This window comes from Novosphingobium umbonatum (assembly GCF_004005905.1).
Lineage (GTDB): Bacteria > Pseudomonadota > Alphaproteobacteria > Sphingomonadales > Sphingomonadaceae > Novosphingobium > Novosphingobium umbonatum.
In genome coordinates, this window is record NZ_SACO01000009.1 from 39,244 (window position 1) to 56,497 (window position 17,254).

Consider the following 17,254-nt stretch of genomic DNA (forward strand, 5'->3'; position numbering starts at 1 on the left):
TGGCGCTTTAACGCAAGCCCATCACTGCGCCAGATGCGGCTCCACGAAATCGAGGCGGGCCTGATACGGATCCTCGACATGGGCTGCACCCTTGCCATCGATGATTTGCACCGAGTTGTCCGGCGCTGTCAATGATGGTTTCACCGCAGGCCAAGCCGGAACCTTCCCGTCACCATCGGGCTTGCCATATTTGGCAAAATTTACCCAGTAATGATGGGTCAGGCTGGCCACGGGGCTTTCCTCGGCCAAGGGGGCGTCACCCTTGCGCGCGGGCACCGTGTCAAACACATAGGGCAGCTCGCTGGCATGGGCGGCCCCGCCGATCATCTCCTGCAGCTTGGGCACGGCATAGGCAAAGCGATAGAGCCACACCGGCTGTTTCGTGGCCAGCAGGCGGCTGACCGCGCGGGCCGGCTCGATGAACATGCGGTCGGCGCTGACCGCCATGGCGACATGCACGCCCGGCTTGCTGCCATCGGGGTCATAGACCTTGGCTGCCGCCGCCGCATCCGCGCCATAGACGGCATAGGCCTTGGCCTTGTCGGGATCAAAGGCGAAACCATCGGCGGAATTGGCGCCGATGATCACCGGGACCTTGGCAGCAAGGCCAGCGGCGGCAATATCATCGGGCGCGCCCAGAATGGTTTTGCCATCCACCATCGGGCCGGAATAGCCCTTCTGGCCCATGCTCATCATCGACAGGTCGCCGGTGATCCGCGCCTCTGGCAGGGCGCGCAATTGGGCTGCGTTCAGGCCGGGGGCAAATTGCTGACCAATAAGCGCTGCCTTGGCCAAGGTCGGCTGGGGCAGCGTGCCATTGCGCCCGCCGCCGCTTTCCACGATGGCTTGGGCAAACAAGCCGCGTGCGGCAGGGGCCTGCAACAGCATATGCATACTCATGCCGCCTGCGCTTTCGCCAAAGATGGTGACGCGGCTGGCATCACCGCCGAATTTGGCGACATTGGCGCGCACCCATTTGAGCGCGGCGATCTGGTCCATAAAGCCGAAATTGCCGCCCAGCCCTTCGGTCGCCAGCGCCGGATGGGCAAAGAAGCCAAAGCGGCCAAGGCGGTAATTGATGCTGACCAGCACCACCCCGTCACGGGCAAATTGATGCCCCGAATAGACCCCGGGCGAGGAGCCGCCGTTTACAAATCCGCCGCCATGGATCCACACCATCACCGGCAGTTTGTCACCCGCCTTGGCCGAGGCGGGCTTCCACACGTTGAGGTAAAGGCAATCCTCGGCAGGCTGGGTGGTGATCGGGGCGGCGTCGGGCGGGAAGGGGGCCTGTGCGCAATCATGGCCATAGGCGCTGCCATCGCGCACACCCTTCCACGCCACCACCGGTTGCGGCGCGCGCCAGCGGTTGGCGCCGGTGGGCGATGCGGCATAGGGGATGCCCTTGAAGGCGGTGACGCCATTCTCGGTCACGCCCGAAACCGCGCCGCCGGTGACGACCACGGTTTCTGCCGCCATCGCGGGGCTGGCCAGCATGACGCTGGCCAGCAAGAGGGAGATTTGTCGCATCGCGATCAGTCCTTCACCAGCTTGGCTGGCATTTTCACCGTCACGCTCTGGCCCAGACGTTCCGCGTCCTCGCCCAGCGCAAAGCTGTAATCGCCAGCCTTGACCACCCAGCCCTTGGGCGTCCAGTCGGCCAGCAGGCGCGGGTCGATGGTGACCGAGACGGGCTTGGCCTCGCCAGCGGCCAGTTCCACGCGGGCAAAGCCCACCAGACGCTGCTTGGCTTCACCGCCGCGCTTGGTCAGATAGAGCTGGGCCACGGTGGCGCCTGCCTTCTGGCCGGTGTTCTTCACCGTGAAGCTGGCGGTCAAGCCCTTCACATTCAGGCCCCCCTGCTCAAAGCTGGTGTAGGACAGGCCATAGCCGAAGGGGAACAACGCCTTCTGCCCCTTGCGGGCGAACCAGCGATAGCCGACATCGGAACCTTCGATGTTGTAATCGGCGGTCACCTTGGTGTCGGGCGTGGGCGGATCACCCATGAAATTGGGTTCAAAGTCCCAATAACCATCGACCTTTTGGCGCGGCAATTGATCGGCGCTGGCGGGGAAGGTGATCGGCAAGTGGCCCGAAGGGTTGGTTTCGCCAAACAGCACGCTGGCAATCGCATCGCCGCCGCGCATCCCGCCAAACCATGCTTCCAGCACGGCAGCTGCCGAACCCAGCCAAGGCATGGCCACCGGATTGCCGGTTTCCAGCACGACGATGGTGCGCGGATTGGCCGCGGTTACCGCCGCAATCAGCGCGTCCTGGCCGTTGGGTAGGCTGAAATCGGCATGGTCCTGCCCTTCGGTCGACCATTTGGTGGCGAACACAATCGCCACATCCGACTTCTTGGCCTGATCCACCGCATCGGCAATGATCGAGCCATCGCGATAGGTGACTTCGGCATTCTTGGCCTGCGCCTGAATGGCGGTCAGCGGGGCGGTGCCATGGTAATGCTGCGCCGAGAAGGCCGCCCATGGGCCATCGCCGCCCAAGGGGATCGCCGCCTTGGGGCCGCCCACGGGGTTTGTCTGGCTGGAGCCGCCGCCCGACAGCACGCCCGAATTGGCATAGCCGCCGATCACCGCAATCCGCTTGGCATTCTTGGCCAGAGGCAGCACATTGCCGCTATTCTTCAGCAGGACGATGGCCTGCTTGGCGGCTTCCTCGGCCACTTTGGCATGGGCGTCATAATCGATCGCGCCGCCCGGCTTGGCGTCATTCTTGTCCAGCCCTGCGGCATAGATCGCGGTCAGGATGCGCTGGTTCATGTCATCGACGCGGGCGGCCCATTTGGGATCAGCCTTGGCCTTGGCGGCCAGCACGTCGGTGAAGAACACGCCCTTGTCCAGTTCGGCGCCCGATTGCTGGTCCAGACCATTGATGGCGGCCTCCACACCGGGGACCGCGCCCCAGTCGGACATGACAAAGCCCTTCCAGCCCAGATCCTTTTTCAGCACCTTGTTCAGCAGCCAGTCGGAGGCACAGGCCTGATCGCCATTGACCTTGTTATAGGCGCACATCACCGAGAGCGGCTGTCCGCGTTCGATGCCCAACTGGAAAGCCAGAATGTCGCTTTCACGCGCGGCGGGTTCGGCAATGCGGATGTCGACGAATTTGCGGCCGGTTTCCTGACCGTTCAGCGCCCAATGCTTGATGGTGGAGATGATGCCATTGGACTGGATGCCGCGAATGGCTTCACCCACCAGAGTTCCCGACAGCAGCGGGTCTTCGGAGAGATATTCAAAGGTGCGGCCATTGCGCGGGTCACGCGTCAGGTTGACACCGCCTGCCAGCAGCACGTTAAAGCCCTTGGCGCGGGCTTCGGCGCCGATGGTTGCGCCGCCCTTGTAGAGGATTTCGGGGTTCCAGGTTGCGGCCTGTGCCACGCCCGAAGGCATGGCGGTGGAGCCGTCCTTGCGCAGGCCCATCACATAGGCCACGCCCAGCGAGGCGTCCGATTCCTTCAACGCAGGCACGCCAAGGCGGGCGATGCCGGGAATATAGCCAGCGCCAGCCACCGCATCGGCGGGCGGCTTGGGCGCGTTGGGGAACAGGGGCAGCGGCATGATGCCCTTGGTGAGGATGGTCTTTTCCTCGGGCTTCATCGCTTTCACCGTGGCGGCGGCGCGGGCCTGCGCCTTGGCGACATCGGCGGCGGTAGGCGCTTGGGCAAAAGCAGGGGCAGCCAGCGCCAGCAGGCTGGTGGCCGAGGCCAGAAGGACAATTTTACCAGACATGAGGGATCGCTCCGGTAGGTTTCAGGGGGAGGAGTGTTGTAAACAAAAGAAAAAGGGCCGCAACCTTGGCTGCGGCCCTTTCATGGTCAGGCGGTTATCAGAACTTGTAACCGGCCCTGACGCCATAGGTGCGCGGATCTTCAAACGAGGCGGTGCCAAGGAAGGTGCCATTGGCGGTCGCGCTGGTGATCACGATCCGGTTTTCCAGATTCTTGGCGAAAGCGCCGACATAATACTTCTTGTCAGGCGAGTTATAGGTCACCGACAGGTCGGTCTTGCTATAGTTGGGCTGACGGAAGAAGGCGCCATTGCCCACGTCGGTCAGCGCATAGCTGGCCGAGATGCGGGTTGCGGCATTGCCGACGATTTCACCACCATTGGCCAGCGGCTGGGTATAGGTATAGCCCAGCGAGACCACCGACTTGGGGCTGCGGTTCAGCTGAACGCCCGAGAAGTTGGCATTGGCGCCGTTGATGGGCGGGGTGTAATTGCCATAACGGGCGTCAAGGAAGGTGACCATCGCGTTGAACACATGGTTCTGTGCGGGGCGCAGGAAAGCTTCCAGTTCCACACCGTCCACCTTGGCCGTGGCGGCATTGGCCGTCACCTGGCAAGGACCGCCGCAGACATTCTGCACCGAGGACACCTGCAGGCCGTTGTAGTCATAGTGGAAATAGTTGCCGTTGAAGCGCAGCACATAATCAGGCGTATGCACCTTGAAGCCAGCTTCATAAGCGGTCAGCGTTTCGGGCTGATAGTAGAGCGCCGAGGCGGGCAGGGCGCAGCCGGTGCCGGTGCCGGTTTCGCAACCATCGTTGAAACCGCCAGCCTTATAGCCGGTGGCCACGTTGGCATAGAGCAGGCCCACGCCGGGCAGGTCATAGTCCACACCCACGCGCCAGGTCGTCTTGCTGAAATTGCGGCTGGCATTGTTGGTCTGGAATTTGACCAGCGTGCTGCCGATACCGCCAACGGTGGCACCCACGCGGCTCTTGTCATCGCTCGAATAGCGCACACCGGCCGTCAGCTTCAGGCTGTCGGTGAAATTATACGAGCCTTGCGCGAAGACGCCCTTGGTAACAGCCTTGGTAGGATCCTGCGGGAAGCCGAAGCGGTCAAATGCGGCCAGACCGGAGCTGAAAAGACCCGGATCAAGAATGTAGAAGGCAATACCCGACTGTTCCTTGAAGTAGTAGCCGCCGCCCTGAACGAAGAGGGGGCCCTTTTTGTAAGCCAGACGCGCTTCATGGCTGGTTTGCCAATAGCTGCCCGTGAACGTGGTGCGATTACCGCTCAGCGGGTTCGTAGCCGAATTGATGGTGCCCAGCGAATAGCGGTCGAAGGTGCGATAGGAGCCGAGATAGGTGGCAGTCAGGCTATCGCTCACGTTCCAGTCGATCTGGCCCATGATGCCAGCGCCTTTGTTGTGGTTCTTGCCCTGCCATTGTTCATTGCGGTTGCTGGTACGCAGCGCGCCAGACGAAGCGCTGGCATTATACGAGGGCTTGGACAGTACGCCCGCCGAGGGGCTTCCTGCAGCGCTGGAGAAGAAGTTGCTGGTGGGCACAGCGTTCACGCCATAGCCGTCATCCAGCGAATAGTCGGCCTTGACCAAAACCTTCAGGTCCTTGGTGGGTTCCCACAGCGCCGAGAGGCGGGCGGCGAATACGTCCTTGAACGGGCCCCAGTTGAATTTGTCGGTCGAGGCCTTGCGCACATAGGTGTCGCGGCGGTCGTAGGTGACAGCAGCGCGCAGGGCGAAAGTTTCGGTTACCGGCACATTGATGGCGGCCACGGCATTGATGTGGTTATAATTTTCATAGGAAGCATCCACCGATGCGCCCAGCTTGTGCTTGGGCGATGCGGTGATCACATTGACCACACCGGCGGTGGTGTTGCGACCATAGAGCGTGCCCTGCGGACCGCGCAGCACTTCCACGCGCTCGATGTCAAAGAAGGCCACTTCCTGTGCCTGCGGACGGGCCAGATAGATGCCATCCTGCAGGAAGGCGGCCGAGGGGTCGCCCTTTTCGGTGCCGTCGGTGCTGGTCACGCCGCGGATGGTGATCTGCAAGCCGTTGCCGCGCACGATCGACACGTTGGGCACGCTGTCGGCCAGCTGGGTGGTGTTGGTGATGCCCTTGGAAATCAGCTGGTCGCCGCTGACCGCGGTCATCGCGATCGGGGTTTTCGACAGCAGCGTTTCGGTGCGGGTGGCGGTGACGATGATGTCGCCGGTTTCAACCGGCTTGGCCTGCTGGGCCATGGCCGACGTCGACGACATGATGGCAATGGCGGACACAACGCCCGCCAAGGCGAATTTCTTCATACCCCTCTCCTTTGTAGGCGATCTTCTGACCGCTCTGAGGGTTACAATCGGTTACATTTGTCATCGCTGTCAAGCGATGAAGGAGAGGGGGTGGTGAATTAGACATGGCTATGTTGCTGAATTGCAACAAGCGCATATAGATAATTGATTTTTAGGCGGAATATTTCTGAATAATTTCCAGAATCGACAGGGCGACCTGGTCGATATGAAAGCGTTTGAGGAAACAGGGACGCGTCCGGTCGACAAGATTTTTCCGGTCCAGCGGTGTCATTTCCAACCACCTTCGCAACAATCTCGTGGTGCCCGCCTGATCATCCGGCTCGACGATTCCCGCGCCATCGGCAAGGATCTCGCGCCAGATATTGACCTTGTTGCTGATCAAGACCGGCGTGTTGCAGGCCAGCGCTTCGGCGACCACGATGCCGAAATTTTCCTGATGCGAAGGCAGGACAAAGGCCTCGGCCGCGCGGAAGGCGCCATATTTGAGATCGCCCTTCAACATGCCGGGGAAATGCAACCGGTCGGCAATGCCCAGCTTTTGCGCCTGCGCCTGCAACACGGCCACCAGACCCACCTGATCGGGCCCCGCGATCACCAGTTGCAGATCGGGATCGGTGGCGGCCACATCGGCAAAGGCCTGCACCAACAGGTCGCAGCCCTTCTTTTCGTGAATGCGGCTGAGGAACAGCAGATAGCGCTTGTCGCCCAGCGAGGGGAGATGGGCGCGGAAGGCGGCGATCTGGCTGTCTGGATCGCCCTTCACGTCCGAAGTGCCATAGCCGCCCGAAATGCCGTTGAGGCGATAGGGCCAAAAGGCCTTGTCGCACACGATGCCTTCTTCCTCGCACGTGAACAGCACGCGGCGCGCACCGGCCAGCAGCGGCCCTTCGGCCAGCCACCATGACACTTGCTTGATCAGATGTTTGAGCGGGTAGCGGCGGCGGAACCATGGGTCGAGCATGCCATGGCAGAAGCAGAAATAGGGGATGCCCAGATCGCGCAGCGCCACCAGCGCCCCGCGCGTTTGGTAACGCCACAGGCCCGATACGATCACCGCATCATATTTGGGCGCATTCTCGCGCAGCCAGGGCACGAAATCGGGCGAGTAACGATAGGCCGCCCCCAGCGTCTTGCCACGGGGTACGCCCAGAGCGGTGATGGTGCCGGGATAGTCGGGCAGGCTCATCGGGCCTTTGGGGTCCAGACAGACGATGTCATGGCTGTGGCCATTACGGGTCCAGACAATGCCCATGTTGCGCGCGGCCTCGATGGGACCTCCCGCTTCCAGAAATGCCGTTTCCAGGATGTGCAGGATTTTCATGGGCGGTTCCTCTCAGGGGCGGTTCTGTCGGCCATCAGGATGGACAGCAAGTTGGCGGCGGCGCGATCAATATGGAATCTATCGAGAAAACAGGGGCGGGTTGCCGCCCGCATCGCGGCCAGAGCAGCAGGGGGCATGGCCAGAAAGCGCGCCAGCATGGCGGCGGCGGGCGCATTGTCCTGTGTGGCAAGGCCTGCGCCTGCATCCACCACTTCGCGCCAGACATTGACCTCGTTGCCCAACAACACCGGCGTTCCGCAAGCCAGCGCCTCGGCCACCACCACGCCGAAATTTTCCTGATGCGATGTCAGCGCAAAGGCCTGCGCCGCACGATAGGCGCCGAATTTGACATCGCCGGTGACCATGCCGGGGAAATGCACCCGTCCCGCCAGCCCCAGATCCCTGGCCTGCGTTTCCAATGCGCTACGCAGGCCAACCTGATCAGGCCCTGCCACCACCAGATGGAGTTCGGGATCCTCTGCTGCCACCGCGCCAAAAGCGTCGATCAGGATGTCGCAGCCCTTTTTCTCGTGCAGGCGGCTGAGGAAGAGCAGATAGCGCTTGCCCTTTACCGCTGGCAAAGCGCCGTGAAAGGCCTCGATCTGACGCTGGTGGCTGGCCCTGTCTTCGGCTTCGGGCACATCAAGCGTCCCGCAGCCTGCCACCGCGCCGCGCACATGATAGGGCCAGAAGGCATCCTGCGCTTGCAGCATTTCCTCGCGGCAGGTGAACAGCACATTCTGCGCATGACGCAGGTATGCTCCCTCCACCATCCACCACGACAATTGTTTGAGCCAGTGTTTGACCGGATAATAGCGCTCGAACCATGGATCGAGCATGCCATGGGTAAACACGCTGTAGGGGACCCCGATCCGGTGCAGGCCGGTGATCGCTGCCCGCGCCTGATAGCGCCAGAGGCTGGACACAATCACCGCGTCATAGGAGCGCGCATGGGCGTGAAGCCAGGGCACAAGGTCGGGCGAATAGCGATAGATGCCCGAGGGCGTCTTGCGCCGAGGCGCACCCAGCGCGATCAATTCCCCCGGATAATCCCCCAGGTCGGCCTCGCCCGGCAGGTCGAGCGTGACCAGATCCTGCCGATGTCCCGCTCTGGCCCAGGCGTGGCCCAGGCTGCTTGCCACGGCAATCGGGCCACCCGATTCGGCCCGCGCCGTTTCCAGCAGATGCAGGATTTTCATGACGCGGTGACCTTGTCGATAAAGCGGGTACGATCGGCAATCCTTCGCGCTGGATTGCCGGCATAGACCGTCCATGGCTCCAGCCTGCCAAAGCATACGCCCGCACCGCCCAGCACCGCGCCTTCGCCAATATGCGCGCCGGGCCCGACAAAACAGCCCGCCGCGACCCAGGCATGGGGTTCGATGGTGATCGGCTTGGCGTAGATCTGGAAAGTGGCCGAATGGATATCATGCGTGCCCGCCATCAGGCGCGAGAATTGCGAGACAATGGCGTGGTCGCCAATCGTGATCGGCCCCATAGTATAGGCATAGGCCTGCCAGCCCAGAACGGCATGGTCGCCCATGGTCAGATTGGGCGGATACCAGACCCTCGCGCTGCCATAGACGCGTGCGCCCGTGCCCATTTCCGCCCCGAACATCCGCAACAAAAAGCGGCGCCAGCCATACATTTGCGGCGGCGTCCAACTGGCCAGCAGCAGCCATGTGGTGTTCCACAAAAGGCGCAACAGGATGTGGCGATAGCTGAAGCTGCGCAGCCGGCCTTTGGTGCCATAAGTGGTCCCTGCCAGCATATCGGGGTCGGAGGGCGCGATCATGAAAGAGCCATCTTGATATAGCGGTAGAGGAAATTGACGGGCCATAATGGTCCGCCGAAACGGCGGCAGAAATGGAGCCATTCGCGCCAGGGCACGCCCTTGGGATGGCCAAAGATAAAGCGCCGGTTGGCCCAGTTCAGCTTGGACTGGCCCAGTTCAAACGCGATATTGAACGGGGTTGTGCCCACCACATCCATGGTTTGAAACAAGCGGTAACCGGCAAGATTGGCGCGCAGGCCATAATCGATGTCGCCGGTGGAATGGGCGTAATGGGGGGAATGGATGCCAATATCCTCCACCGCGCTGGCGGGTACGATCACCGCATTGCCATTCATGGTGGCGCAGGGCTGTCCGTCATCGGGCGCCAGTTGGAAACGCAGGCGGGACAGCCCCCTTGCCCGCACCATGGCGCCATAGGTGATGGCGCCTGTATCGGGGTCGGCCACCTTGCCCACAGTGATCACCTTGGGGCCATATTCGCGTTCTTTCTGGTGGTGGAATTCGAACATGGCGGCGATGCTGCCCGGGGCGAACATCAAGTCGTCATTCCACCACAGATAGTAATCGGGCTTGTCCTCTATGGCGCGGGTCCATGCGGTTCGCATGCCGCCATTCCACCACAGGTTGCCGGTGCCATCGATGACGGTGACTTCGGCAAAGCTTGCCCGCACGGCATCGCCTGTTCCCTGTGGGCAGGCATCATCCACCAGATAGACGCGGTAATCCAGCCCTTTGGCCGCCTCGCGCAGATCGTGAAGGCGGCGCAGGGTGACCTCCCTGCGGTTAAAGACAGTGGCCAGAACGGCGATCCGCGGTGGGGGCTGGCTTGGTTTCACGCGGAACTCCGCACTAGAGTCGTCTTACTATGGGAATTTTATACTATCTATCTGATATAATTTGATTTTCAAGACAATGGCATCGGATTTTTTCCCTGCCAACGGCGCCATTTGGGCAAAGCTGCCTGTGGCCGCGCGCCATAAGAAGCTGCGCCATATCCGTTGGCAATATACAGGACATAGAACAGCGCAAAGCAGGTGAATTTGTCCGGCGCAAAGCAATTGCCGTTGAAAATGAAGGACAGGAAGACGTAAAGCTTGTACATCTTGTTGAAAGGTCTGAAGAAGAAATAGAGCAAAAATGGTCCGAAGATGCCGTAGTAGAACAAGGCGTTGTAGATCGAGTTCATCAGATATTCGTTGGGCGGCATGCCTGCCCGCGCCGATAGCGGGGTGATGGCATCAATCATCGCGGTGGACAGGGCGCCCAGAGGGTAGCTGGCCAAAAAGTCGCCCATCACGCCCGCCGGACCAAAGATGCGCACGAAAATCGAGAAGTCCCCGTTGGCCTGTCCGGCGGTGCTGAGGCGTTTGGTGATGAACAGATCGTCGCTGGCGGCCATAATGCCCAGGCCGATGATCATGCCTACCACCAGGCAGGCGATGCGATAGCGGGCAAAGGCTGGCATCGTCATCACCGCAACGCTGACCAGCACGCCCAGAAACAGCACAAAGGACAGCGATTGACTCATCAGGCCGGTGGCGACCAGCAGGATATTGGCAAAGGGGTCTCTGCCGCCCAGATGGTGGAAAAAGCCGTTGATCATCAACAGGCCCAGCACTTCAAAGGCCAGATAGCTGGGTTCGGTGAAAGTGGCGGCGGGGCGCAGATGCATGAAGCGCAGGGTCAGTTCGGTGGGGACGGTGTTGTTGCCCTGTGCGTAAAGATCGGCGGGAATCCCGAAATAGATGCCGCGCGACAGGGTCCCCATCTGCACTATGCAAAGGCAGAAAAGGAAAATCGCGATGATGCGGATAGTGCGGGTCACGGCCTTGCTGTTGGGCGCGATGGCAAAATGGCGAACGCCCAGAAAAAAGCTGACCGACAAGGTGTAAAATAGAATTTCGCGCGATATTTTCAGAATATCCTGATTGGGATCGACCGACCTTTCCCAAAGCAGCGGCGTATACATCAAAGGCATAATGAACAAAAAGGCCGGAACATCGCTCAAGCCTTTGGCAAAGACTTTGCCATAGCGAAACAGCATCAACAGGGCGGTCAGCGTGGCAAAGGAGAGCCAATAGCTGGTGCCGACCTCGATCAGCAAGGTGAGCAGCAGGCAAGTTATTTCCAGCTTTCCCATCGTCAGAACAGGCGTTTGGGCTAGCTTGTTCTGGCGGGTAACCTCGGCAGGGTGAAGCATTAGGGACATTGCAGCTATTCCACACCTACGTGATTATGCCTATAATGCTGCACTAGCGATAGAGTCGCGGATGGGTCAAGGGATTGCGCGTATTTTTGCGTAGTATCTGTTTGATTTTTAGAAAATTCTTGGCGAAGCTATAGCTCGGGTATGACGCGCCGCAACAAAATGGCAGCTCTGGTTTGCACGGCATTTCATAGGCCGGTTCGCATTCGGGACTACTGGCGTAATCCTGCGGCATTTGTTTATCATGGTGGGAATATTGTGAGAATATTGACCAAAGCGCATGCCAAATGGCTGCTTATGCTCGTGCTCGCCATCATTCCGGCGGCAGAATTCGGCTTGCGCTTGGCCGGCGCGACCAGCTTTCCGCTCTATCGGGTGGATTCTGCGATCGGCTATTATCCCGCGCCTTCGCAACAGGGCGCCTTGTTCCGCCGCAATGACTGGGCGGTCAATGCGCAATCCATGGGCACCGCGCGCCCCTTCTCGCCCACGGCCGATGCGGTGTTGTTGGTGGGGGACAGCATTGTGTTCGGCGGCAATCCGTTCCGGCAAAAGGACAAGCTGGGGCCGCAACTGGAGCAGGTGGCCAAGGTTCCGGTCTATCCTCTGGCGGCGGGGGGATGGTCGCTCAACAATGAACTGGCCATGATGCGCGCCCATCCCGAATGGCTGGCCACGCCCACCATTGTCTGGGTCAGCGAAAGCGGCGATTTCGGGGAATTGGCGACGCACAGTTCCGCCCTGCAATGGCCTGATCATCCGCCGGTCTCGGCCTTGGCTTATTATGCACAGAAATATGTGCTCAAGCCCAAGGATGTGGTGATGTCGCCGGTAACTGCCGAGGCAACCCGCCGGTGGCAGGCCAATCTGGACTGGTTCCTGCAGCATTATCACGGGCGCCTGATCTGGGTGCTCTATCCCCTGCGTAAAGAGGTTGGCCAGCCCCTACCCGCCGCTTTCGCCCCGCTTTTGGCACGATTGCAGGGGCGGGCAGAGATTGTGACCATTGCCAGGGATCCGCTCTGGAAAGATGCCCTTTATCGCGACACTGAAATCCATCCTTCGGTGGAGGGCAATCGGGTGCTGGCGGAGATTATCGCCCGGCATTTGCGCTAGGCGCCATTTGCGCGCCAGATAGTGGGGTGACGGCCAGTTGCGCCACCAAGTCCTGCAGCCTCTGCGCCTGTGTTGCCACCAGCAGGCGCCGCCCGTCGGGCAGGCGCTGCTGGGCCAGATTCGGTAGCGTGGAGTCAAGGGCGGGACCGGTCCGGTTGTTGTCCTGCGTCAGCATCGCGTCAAAGTTCAAATCGGCAGGCTCGGACGCAACCAGCTTGGCCCCCAGCACCAGATTACCCGCGAAAAGATTGCCCGCCGGATGGCCGAAATTCTCGGGCGTCAGCGTGGCCAGCGCGGGATAATGGCGCAACCACAAGGCGCTCTGATAGGGCACTTTGGCCGCCTTGGCGGCAAATTCCTCGCGGCGACCGGCTTGAAAAGTCAGGCCACGCGCGTCAAAATGCAAAGAGGCACGTTTGGGGGATAGCATCAGATTGCCCGTCGCATGGTTGTCGCGCCCTCCGGCAAAGACGATGCTGTGATCGCCCCCGACCAGAATATTGCCGCTGATATCCGCGCTGCTGAATTGATCGTCCAGATAGATGGCGGAGAGGAAATAGGTCTTCCTCTGCCCGCCAAGGTCGTGGATATAATTGCCCGCCAGCCTTGTCCCCCGCAAGGTCCAGTCTGCGCCCATATAGACCGCGCCCATATCCTCGGCATCGCGTAGGACATGGCTGATCTCGTTACGCTCCACCGCCAGATCATTGCCCCACAGCATGACGCCCGTATGCGGCCCGCCGGTGATCAGGGAATCGCGCAAGGCATTGCCCACGCCTTCCAGTTTCACACCGGGGCGATAGGTCGGGCTTTCCTGCCCGAATTCGGCGACCACGCTGTCGGCAATCACATTGTCGCCACGGGTCAGGCTGGCGCGGTCGCCGCCTTGCAGGATGATGCCGGTCTCGCCGGTCTGCTCGACCACAGTGTGGCGGATCTGCACTTGCTTGCCGCCGCGTACCACCAATCCGTTGCGGCCCGACTGGCGCAAATGGCAATCCTCGATGATGACATCCTGATCCTGCGCAAGGGTCACCAGATCGCCGCTGGCCCGTTCAAAGCCGATATGGCGCAGCGTGACATGGGCCGCGCCTTGCAGGCGCAACAAGGTGGTGGCCACCGCCAGTTCCACCTCGCCGCCGCCCGAGACCGGCGTGAACAGCGCGCGTTTTTGCGCAGGCGGCCAATAGAAGCGCCCCGACTGACCCAATTGCGACACCAGATTGGCGAGGTAGAAATCGGCCTTGGGCTGGCCATCGGGCGGGCTGCGCAAGGGGGCCACCTTGGCGCTATGGCTGGCGGGGTTCAGACCTTGCAGCGGCGCGCTCTCATAGCTCCATACCGTGCCCCAATAGGCGGCCACCCATGCCGCCTGTTCACCCCATAGCGCGGCGGGCATATCGGAGGGCAGGCGCAGCACCGGACCTTGCGCCAATGGCCCTTCGATAACGGCGGTGACGCGGGTCTGCGCGGGCCAGCGGGTGGGATAGAGGCGCTGCCCACCCTGAAACAGCAATAGCCCCTGTTCGCCGGTGTTCACATAGGTGCCATGGGGGATCAAGGCGGGGGTGAAGGGCAGGTCGCCCCATTCCGCCACCCGTGTTCCCGATGGCAGGGGATGGCCGGAAGCATCGCTGGCCTGTGCATCGTTGGCCTGCGCGTCGTTGGCCTGTGCGGGGCGGGTGGGCACGTCGCGCGCGCCACTCAGCCAGCTCGCGCCTTGGTCGGCCCCGCGCAGGATCAGCCGATGCGCGGGCGTGCCGCCATGCGCGGCATCGATCACGATGGGGGCGGACAGCCGGATGCGCCCCGCAGGAAGCACCATTTCCACCGGCTCGCCCGCAGGTAGGCTGTCGCGCAAAGCGGGCAGGGCGGCGATGGCCTGCGCGATTCCTTCAGGCGAGGCGGGGAGTGGTACAACGCGGGCGGCGGCGGTTGTGGGCAGGGCCATGAATGCCAGACTGGAAAGGGCGGCTGTGTGGATTTTCATGGCATGTAATCCTATGGGAAATATGGATATTTATACAGTTCAGGGTGCCTGGGGATCAAGCCTTGCCCGCGCCTTTTTCCGGCATCCCCCGCCAAATCTGTTCCCAAATCGTTCCGCCCGCGCTAGGGTGCGCCGATGATTGCGAAACTGACCGGCACTCTGGATGATTTTGGCCCCGATTGGGCGGTGATCGACGTCAATGGCGTGGGCTATCTGGTGTTCTGCTCCGCCCGCACGCTGGCCGCCTTTGGTGTGCGCGGCGATCGCGTTGTGGTGCATACCGAGATGCAAGTGTCGGAAACCGACATGCGCCTGATCGGCTTTACCAGCGCGGGCGAGAGGGCGTGGTTCCGCCTTTTGACGCAGGTGCAGGGTGTGGGCAGCAAGGTGGCGCTGGCCATCCTGTCCGCGCTGACCGCCGAAGAATTGCAGCGCGCCTGCGCCGGTGGCGACAGCGCCATGGTGGCCCGCGCCAATGGGGTGGGGCCGAAACTGGCGGCGCGCATTGTCAATGAATTGAAGGACAAGGCGGGCGCGATGAGCTTTGGCGGTCTGCCCGCTAGCGTGTCGGTATCGGGCGCCCTGCCCGAGGGCAATCTGGCGGCGGATATTGTTTCGGCGCTGCAAAACCTTGGTTTCAAACCCAATGTGGCGGCGGCGGCGGCGGAAAAGGCGCTGGACGAATTGGGCGAGGCGGCGGGATTGAATGCACTGATCCGCGTGGCGTTGAAGAAGGCGAGTGGGTGATGGTGGGGATTAACTGGACAGACCATGCGCGTTGTATGGTGGCAGCGAACTGGTGGTCCGATCCAAGTCAGTGTTGGTATGAGTGGCAATCGCTGCTGGGTGGCGTTTTAGCAGTTTTAGCGGCTGGTTTGACGATTCTCGTTACGCGCTGTCAGATGAAGCAGGCTGAGCGGCATAAGCAAGATGAGTTGGCATCTGTGCGAGAGCAGATGGAGCAGGTCGAAAATCAGCGATTAGATGAAATTCGTCGTCGTCATAATGCGGCCCGTATCGGGATGCCGTTTGCCGTTTCAGAGATCAGTGCGATGTGCCATTCGATGGCTGATAAACTGTTAGGTGAGATGCAGCGTCTAGATGTTGAAGCCGAGCACGGTGAGCCAGATGAAGTGGCTGTGAATCCTGACATTCTTAAGACGCGCAGACTTGATGAAATCTTGTTTCCAGCATCAGTGGCATCTAGCTTTCGTGAATTTACCGAAACACTGACGAATGATACGGATATATGTCACATCTCGGAACTTATGAGTCAGCTGCAAATTCTGTGTGCTCGCTGGGCGTCTTTTGACTTTTCCGAAATTTTGGCGAAGGATAGATTGCTCAGCCTATTGTTCGATGTCGCCAAAGTTGGCTATCTGAATGACTGCCTTTTTAACTATGTTCGCGGCTTGGAAAGCAAGGGATTTGGTGTTGTTGGAGTGATCTCTTACGAGGACGCATGGAAAGGGATTGGAGAAAAAGTTTTCAGTTTAATTTTTGATCGACCCGATATTTTTGATTTTGGCAAAATCAATGCCATGCTCAAGCGTCGGCGAGAGGATGGCTCATCCCCTTGGCTGGAAAAGTTTGAAGTTGAATGACCGATAACCCCCTCCTTTCCGCCCATCGCCAGATCGAGGATATGGACGCGGCTTTGCGTCCCAAGAGCTTGGCCGAATTTGTGGGTCAGGCCGCCGCCAAGGACAATCTGCGCGTGTTTATCGAAAGCGCGAAGAGCCGCAAGGAGGCGCTGGACCACACCTTGTTCTTCGGCCCGCCCGGCCTTGGCAAGACCACGCTGGCGCAGATTATCGCGCGCGAGCTGGGCGTGAATTTCAAGGCTACCTCCGGCCCCGTGATTGCCAAGACCGGCGATCTGGCCGCGCTGCTCACCAATCTGGAAGAGGGCGATGTGCTGTTCATCGACGAAATCCACCGCCTCAATCCGGTGGTGGAGGAAGTGCTCTATCCCGCGATGGAGGACCGCGCGCTCGATCTGATGATCGGGGAAGGCCCCTCGGCGCGTTCGGTGCGGATCGACCTGCCACCCTTCACGCTGATCGGCGCCACCACACGGCAGGGCCTGCTGCAAACGCCTCTGCGCGACCGATTCGGCATTCCGGTCCGCCTGCAATTCTACAGCGTGGAGGAATTGGAGCGGGTGATCACCCGTGGCGCCAATCTGATGGGCATGAGCATCGAGCCGGAAGGCGCGCGCGAGATTGCCCGCCGTGCGCGGGGCACGCCGCGTGTGGCAGGCCGGTTGCTGCGCCGCGTGCGCGATTTCGCCCATGTCGCGGGCAGCGACCGCGTGACTCAGGCGATTGCGGACAATGCGCTGACCCGTCTGGAGGTGGATAATGCCGGATTGGACGCGCAGGATCGCCGCTACCTGCATATGATCGCCGATATTTACAAAGGCGGGCCGGTGGGGCTGGACACTCTGGCCGCTGGCCTGTCCGAACCGCGCGACACGGTGGAAGAAGTGATCGAGCCCTATCTGATCCAGCTGGGCATGGTGGCGCGCACGGCACGCGGGCGCTGTCTCAATGATCGCGCATGGCAGCATCTGGGGATTACACCGCCCTCGGCGCAGCCACCCGCTGGCGGGTTATTCGATTCGGCTGACGAGGGGTAAAGCGCTTTACCCCTTGGCCGTCTGCCTGTTCCGATCTGATACGAGACCCCCGCGCCCCGCGCCTTTATGGCCAGAGTCCCGTTTCGGGACAGGGTGGCGCGGCCACC

The 17,254-nt window shown here is 61.0% G+C and carries 13 protein-coding genes; 4 read left to right on the plus strand and 9 right to left on the minus strand.

The genetic code is table 11. From position 1 onward, the window contains the following. Positions 1–21 precede the first annotated feature (21 nt). From EOE18_RS12195 to EOE18_RS12230, 8 genes are all read right to left on the minus strand, one after another. Complete coding sequence (locus EOE18_RS12195; protein ID WP_127709908.1) at positions 22–1,530, minus strand: carboxylesterase/lipase family protein; 1,509 nt, start codon at positions 1,528–1,530, stop codon at positions 22–24. Between the two features lie 5 nt (positions 1,531–1,535). After that, complete coding sequence (locus tag EOE18_RS12200; RefSeq protein ID WP_127709910.1) at positions 1,536–3,749, minus strand: beta-glucosidase family protein; 2,214 nt, start codon at positions 3,747–3,749, stop codon at positions 1,536–1,538. A 97-nt stretch (positions 3,750–3,846) separates the two neighbouring features. Continuing rightward, on the minus strand, positions 3,847–6,078 hold the full coding sequence (locus tag EOE18_RS12205; protein WP_127709912.1) for a TonB-dependent receptor: 2,232 nt from the start codon (positions 6,076–6,078) through the stop codon (positions 3,847–3,849). A 151-nt stretch (positions 6,079–6,229) separates the two neighbouring features. Further along, positions 6,230–7,399, minus strand: a complete 1,170-nt coding sequence (locus tag EOE18_RS12210) for a glycosyltransferase (RefSeq protein WP_127709914.1) — start codon at positions 7,397–7,399, stop codon at positions 6,230–6,232. After that, positions 7,396–8,598 (minus strand): glycosyltransferase, encoded by a 1,203-nt coding sequence (locus EOE18_RS12215; RefSeq protein WP_164852743.1) that lies wholly within the window; start codon positions 8,596–8,598, stop codon positions 7,396–7,398. The genes EOE18_RS12210 and EOE18_RS12215 overlap by 4 nt, the downstream gene beginning before the upstream one ends. Further along, positions 8,595–9,194, minus strand: a complete 600-nt coding sequence (locus EOE18_RS12220; protein ID WP_220446007.1) for an LbetaH domain-containing protein — start codon at positions 9,192–9,194, stop codon at positions 8,595–8,597. The genes EOE18_RS12215 and EOE18_RS12220 overlap by 4 nt, the downstream gene beginning before the upstream one ends. Beyond that, positions 9,191–10,030, minus strand: a complete 840-nt coding sequence (locus EOE18_RS12225) for a glycosyltransferase family 2 protein (protein WP_127709917.1) — start codon at positions 10,028–10,030, stop codon at positions 9,191–9,193. The genes EOE18_RS12220 and EOE18_RS12225 overlap by 4 nt, the downstream gene beginning before the upstream one ends. A gap of 68 nt (positions 10,031–10,098) precedes the next feature. Then, positions 10,099–11,403: a hypothetical protein gene (locus tag EOE18_RS12230; RefSeq protein WP_127709918.1), complete on the minus strand. Its 1,305-nt coding sequence runs from the start codon at positions 11,401–11,403 to the stop codon at positions 10,099–10,101. Between the two features lie 294 nt (positions 11,404–11,697). Here EOE18_RS12230 and EOE18_RS12235 point away from each other — a divergent pair, with 294 nt between their 5' ends. Further along, positions 11,698–12,516, plus strand: a complete 819-nt coding sequence (locus tag EOE18_RS12235; RefSeq protein ID WP_127709919.1) for an SGNH/GDSL hydrolase family protein — start codon at positions 11,698–11,700, stop codon at positions 12,514–12,516. On the opposite strand, the gene EOE18_RS12240 is transcribed toward EOE18_RS12235, so the two are convergent. Further along, positions 12,494–14,506 (minus strand): right-handed parallel beta-helix repeat-containing protein, encoded by a 2,013-nt coding sequence (locus tag EOE18_RS12240; protein ID WP_127709921.1) that lies wholly within the window; start codon positions 14,504–14,506, stop codon positions 12,494–12,496. The genes EOE18_RS12235 and EOE18_RS12240 overlap by 23 nt on opposite strands. A 135-nt stretch (positions 14,507–14,641) precedes the next feature. Between EOE18_RS12240 and ruvA the strand changes: the two genes are divergently transcribed. The 3 genes from ruvA to ruvB are packed head-to-tail and all read left to right on the plus strand — an operon-like array spanning position 14,642 to position 17,147. Continuing rightward, on the plus strand, positions 14,642–15,253 hold the full coding sequence (ruvA, locus tag EOE18_RS12245) for a Holliday junction branch migration protein RuvA (RefSeq protein WP_127709923.1): 612 nt from the start codon (positions 14,642–14,644) through the stop codon (positions 15,251–15,253). Further along, positions 15,253–16,110, plus strand: a complete 858-nt coding sequence (locus tag EOE18_RS12250; RefSeq protein WP_127709925.1) for a hypothetical protein — start codon at positions 15,253–15,255, stop codon at positions 16,108–16,110. Before ruvA ends, EOE18_RS12250 begins: the two co-directional genes overlap by 1 nt. Then, positions 16,107–17,147, plus strand: coding sequence for a Holliday junction branch migration DNA helicase RuvB (ruvB, locus tag EOE18_RS12255; protein ID WP_127709927.1), 1,041 nt, complete (start codon positions 16,107–16,109; stop codon positions 17,145–17,147). The genes EOE18_RS12250 and ruvB overlap by 4 nt, the downstream gene beginning before the upstream one ends. Positions 17,148–17,254: the final 107 nt, after the last annotated feature.

Excerpts from the sequence above, each read along its gene's own strand:
- EOE18_RS12195 (WP_127709908.1), bottom strand. The coding sequence starts at position 1,530 with ATGCGACAAATCTCCCTCTTGCTGGCCAGCGTCATGCTGGCCAGCCCC.
- EOE18_RS12200 (WP_127709910.1), bottom strand. The coding sequence starts at position 3,749 with ATGTCTGGTAAAATTGTCCTTCTGGCCTCGGCCACCAGCCTGCTGGCG.
- EOE18_RS12205 (WP_127709912.1), bottom strand. The coding sequence starts at position 6,078 with ATGAAGAAATTCGCCTTGGCGGGCGTTGTGTCCGCCATTGCCATCATG.
- EOE18_RS12210 (WP_127709914.1), bottom strand. The coding sequence starts at position 7,399 with ATGAAAATCCTGCACATCCTGGAAACGGCATTTCTGGAAGCGGGAGGT.
- EOE18_RS12215 (WP_164852743.1), bottom strand. The coding sequence starts at position 8,598 with ATGAAAATCCTGCATCTGCTGGAAACGGCGCGGGCCGAATCGGGTGGC.
- EOE18_RS12220 (WP_220446007.1), bottom strand. The coding sequence starts at position 9,194 with ATGATCGCGCCCTCCGACCCCGATATGCTGGCAGGGACCACTTATGGC.
- EOE18_RS12230 (WP_127709918.1), bottom strand. The coding sequence starts at position 11,403 with ATGTCCCTAATGCTTCACCCTGCCGAGGTTACCCGCCAGAACAAGCTA.
- EOE18_RS12235 (WP_127709919.1), top strand. The coding sequence starts at position 11,698 with ATGCTCGTGCTCGCCATCATTCCGGCGGCAGAATTCGGCTTGCGCTTG.
- EOE18_RS12240 (WP_127709921.1), bottom strand. The coding sequence starts at position 14,506 with ATGAAAATCCACACAGCCGCCCTTTCCAGTCTGGCATTCATGGCCCTG.
- ruvA (WP_127709923.1), top strand. The coding sequence starts at position 14,642 with ATGATTGCGAAACTGACCGGCACTCTGGATGATTTTGGCCCCGATTGG.
- EOE18_RS12250 (WP_127709925.1), top strand. The coding sequence starts at position 15,253 with ATGGTGGGGATTAACTGGACAGACCATGCGCGTTGTATGGTGGCAGCG.
- ruvB (WP_127709927.1), top strand. The coding sequence starts at position 16,107 with ATGACCGATAACCCCCTCCTTTCCGCCCATCGCCAGATCGAGGATATG.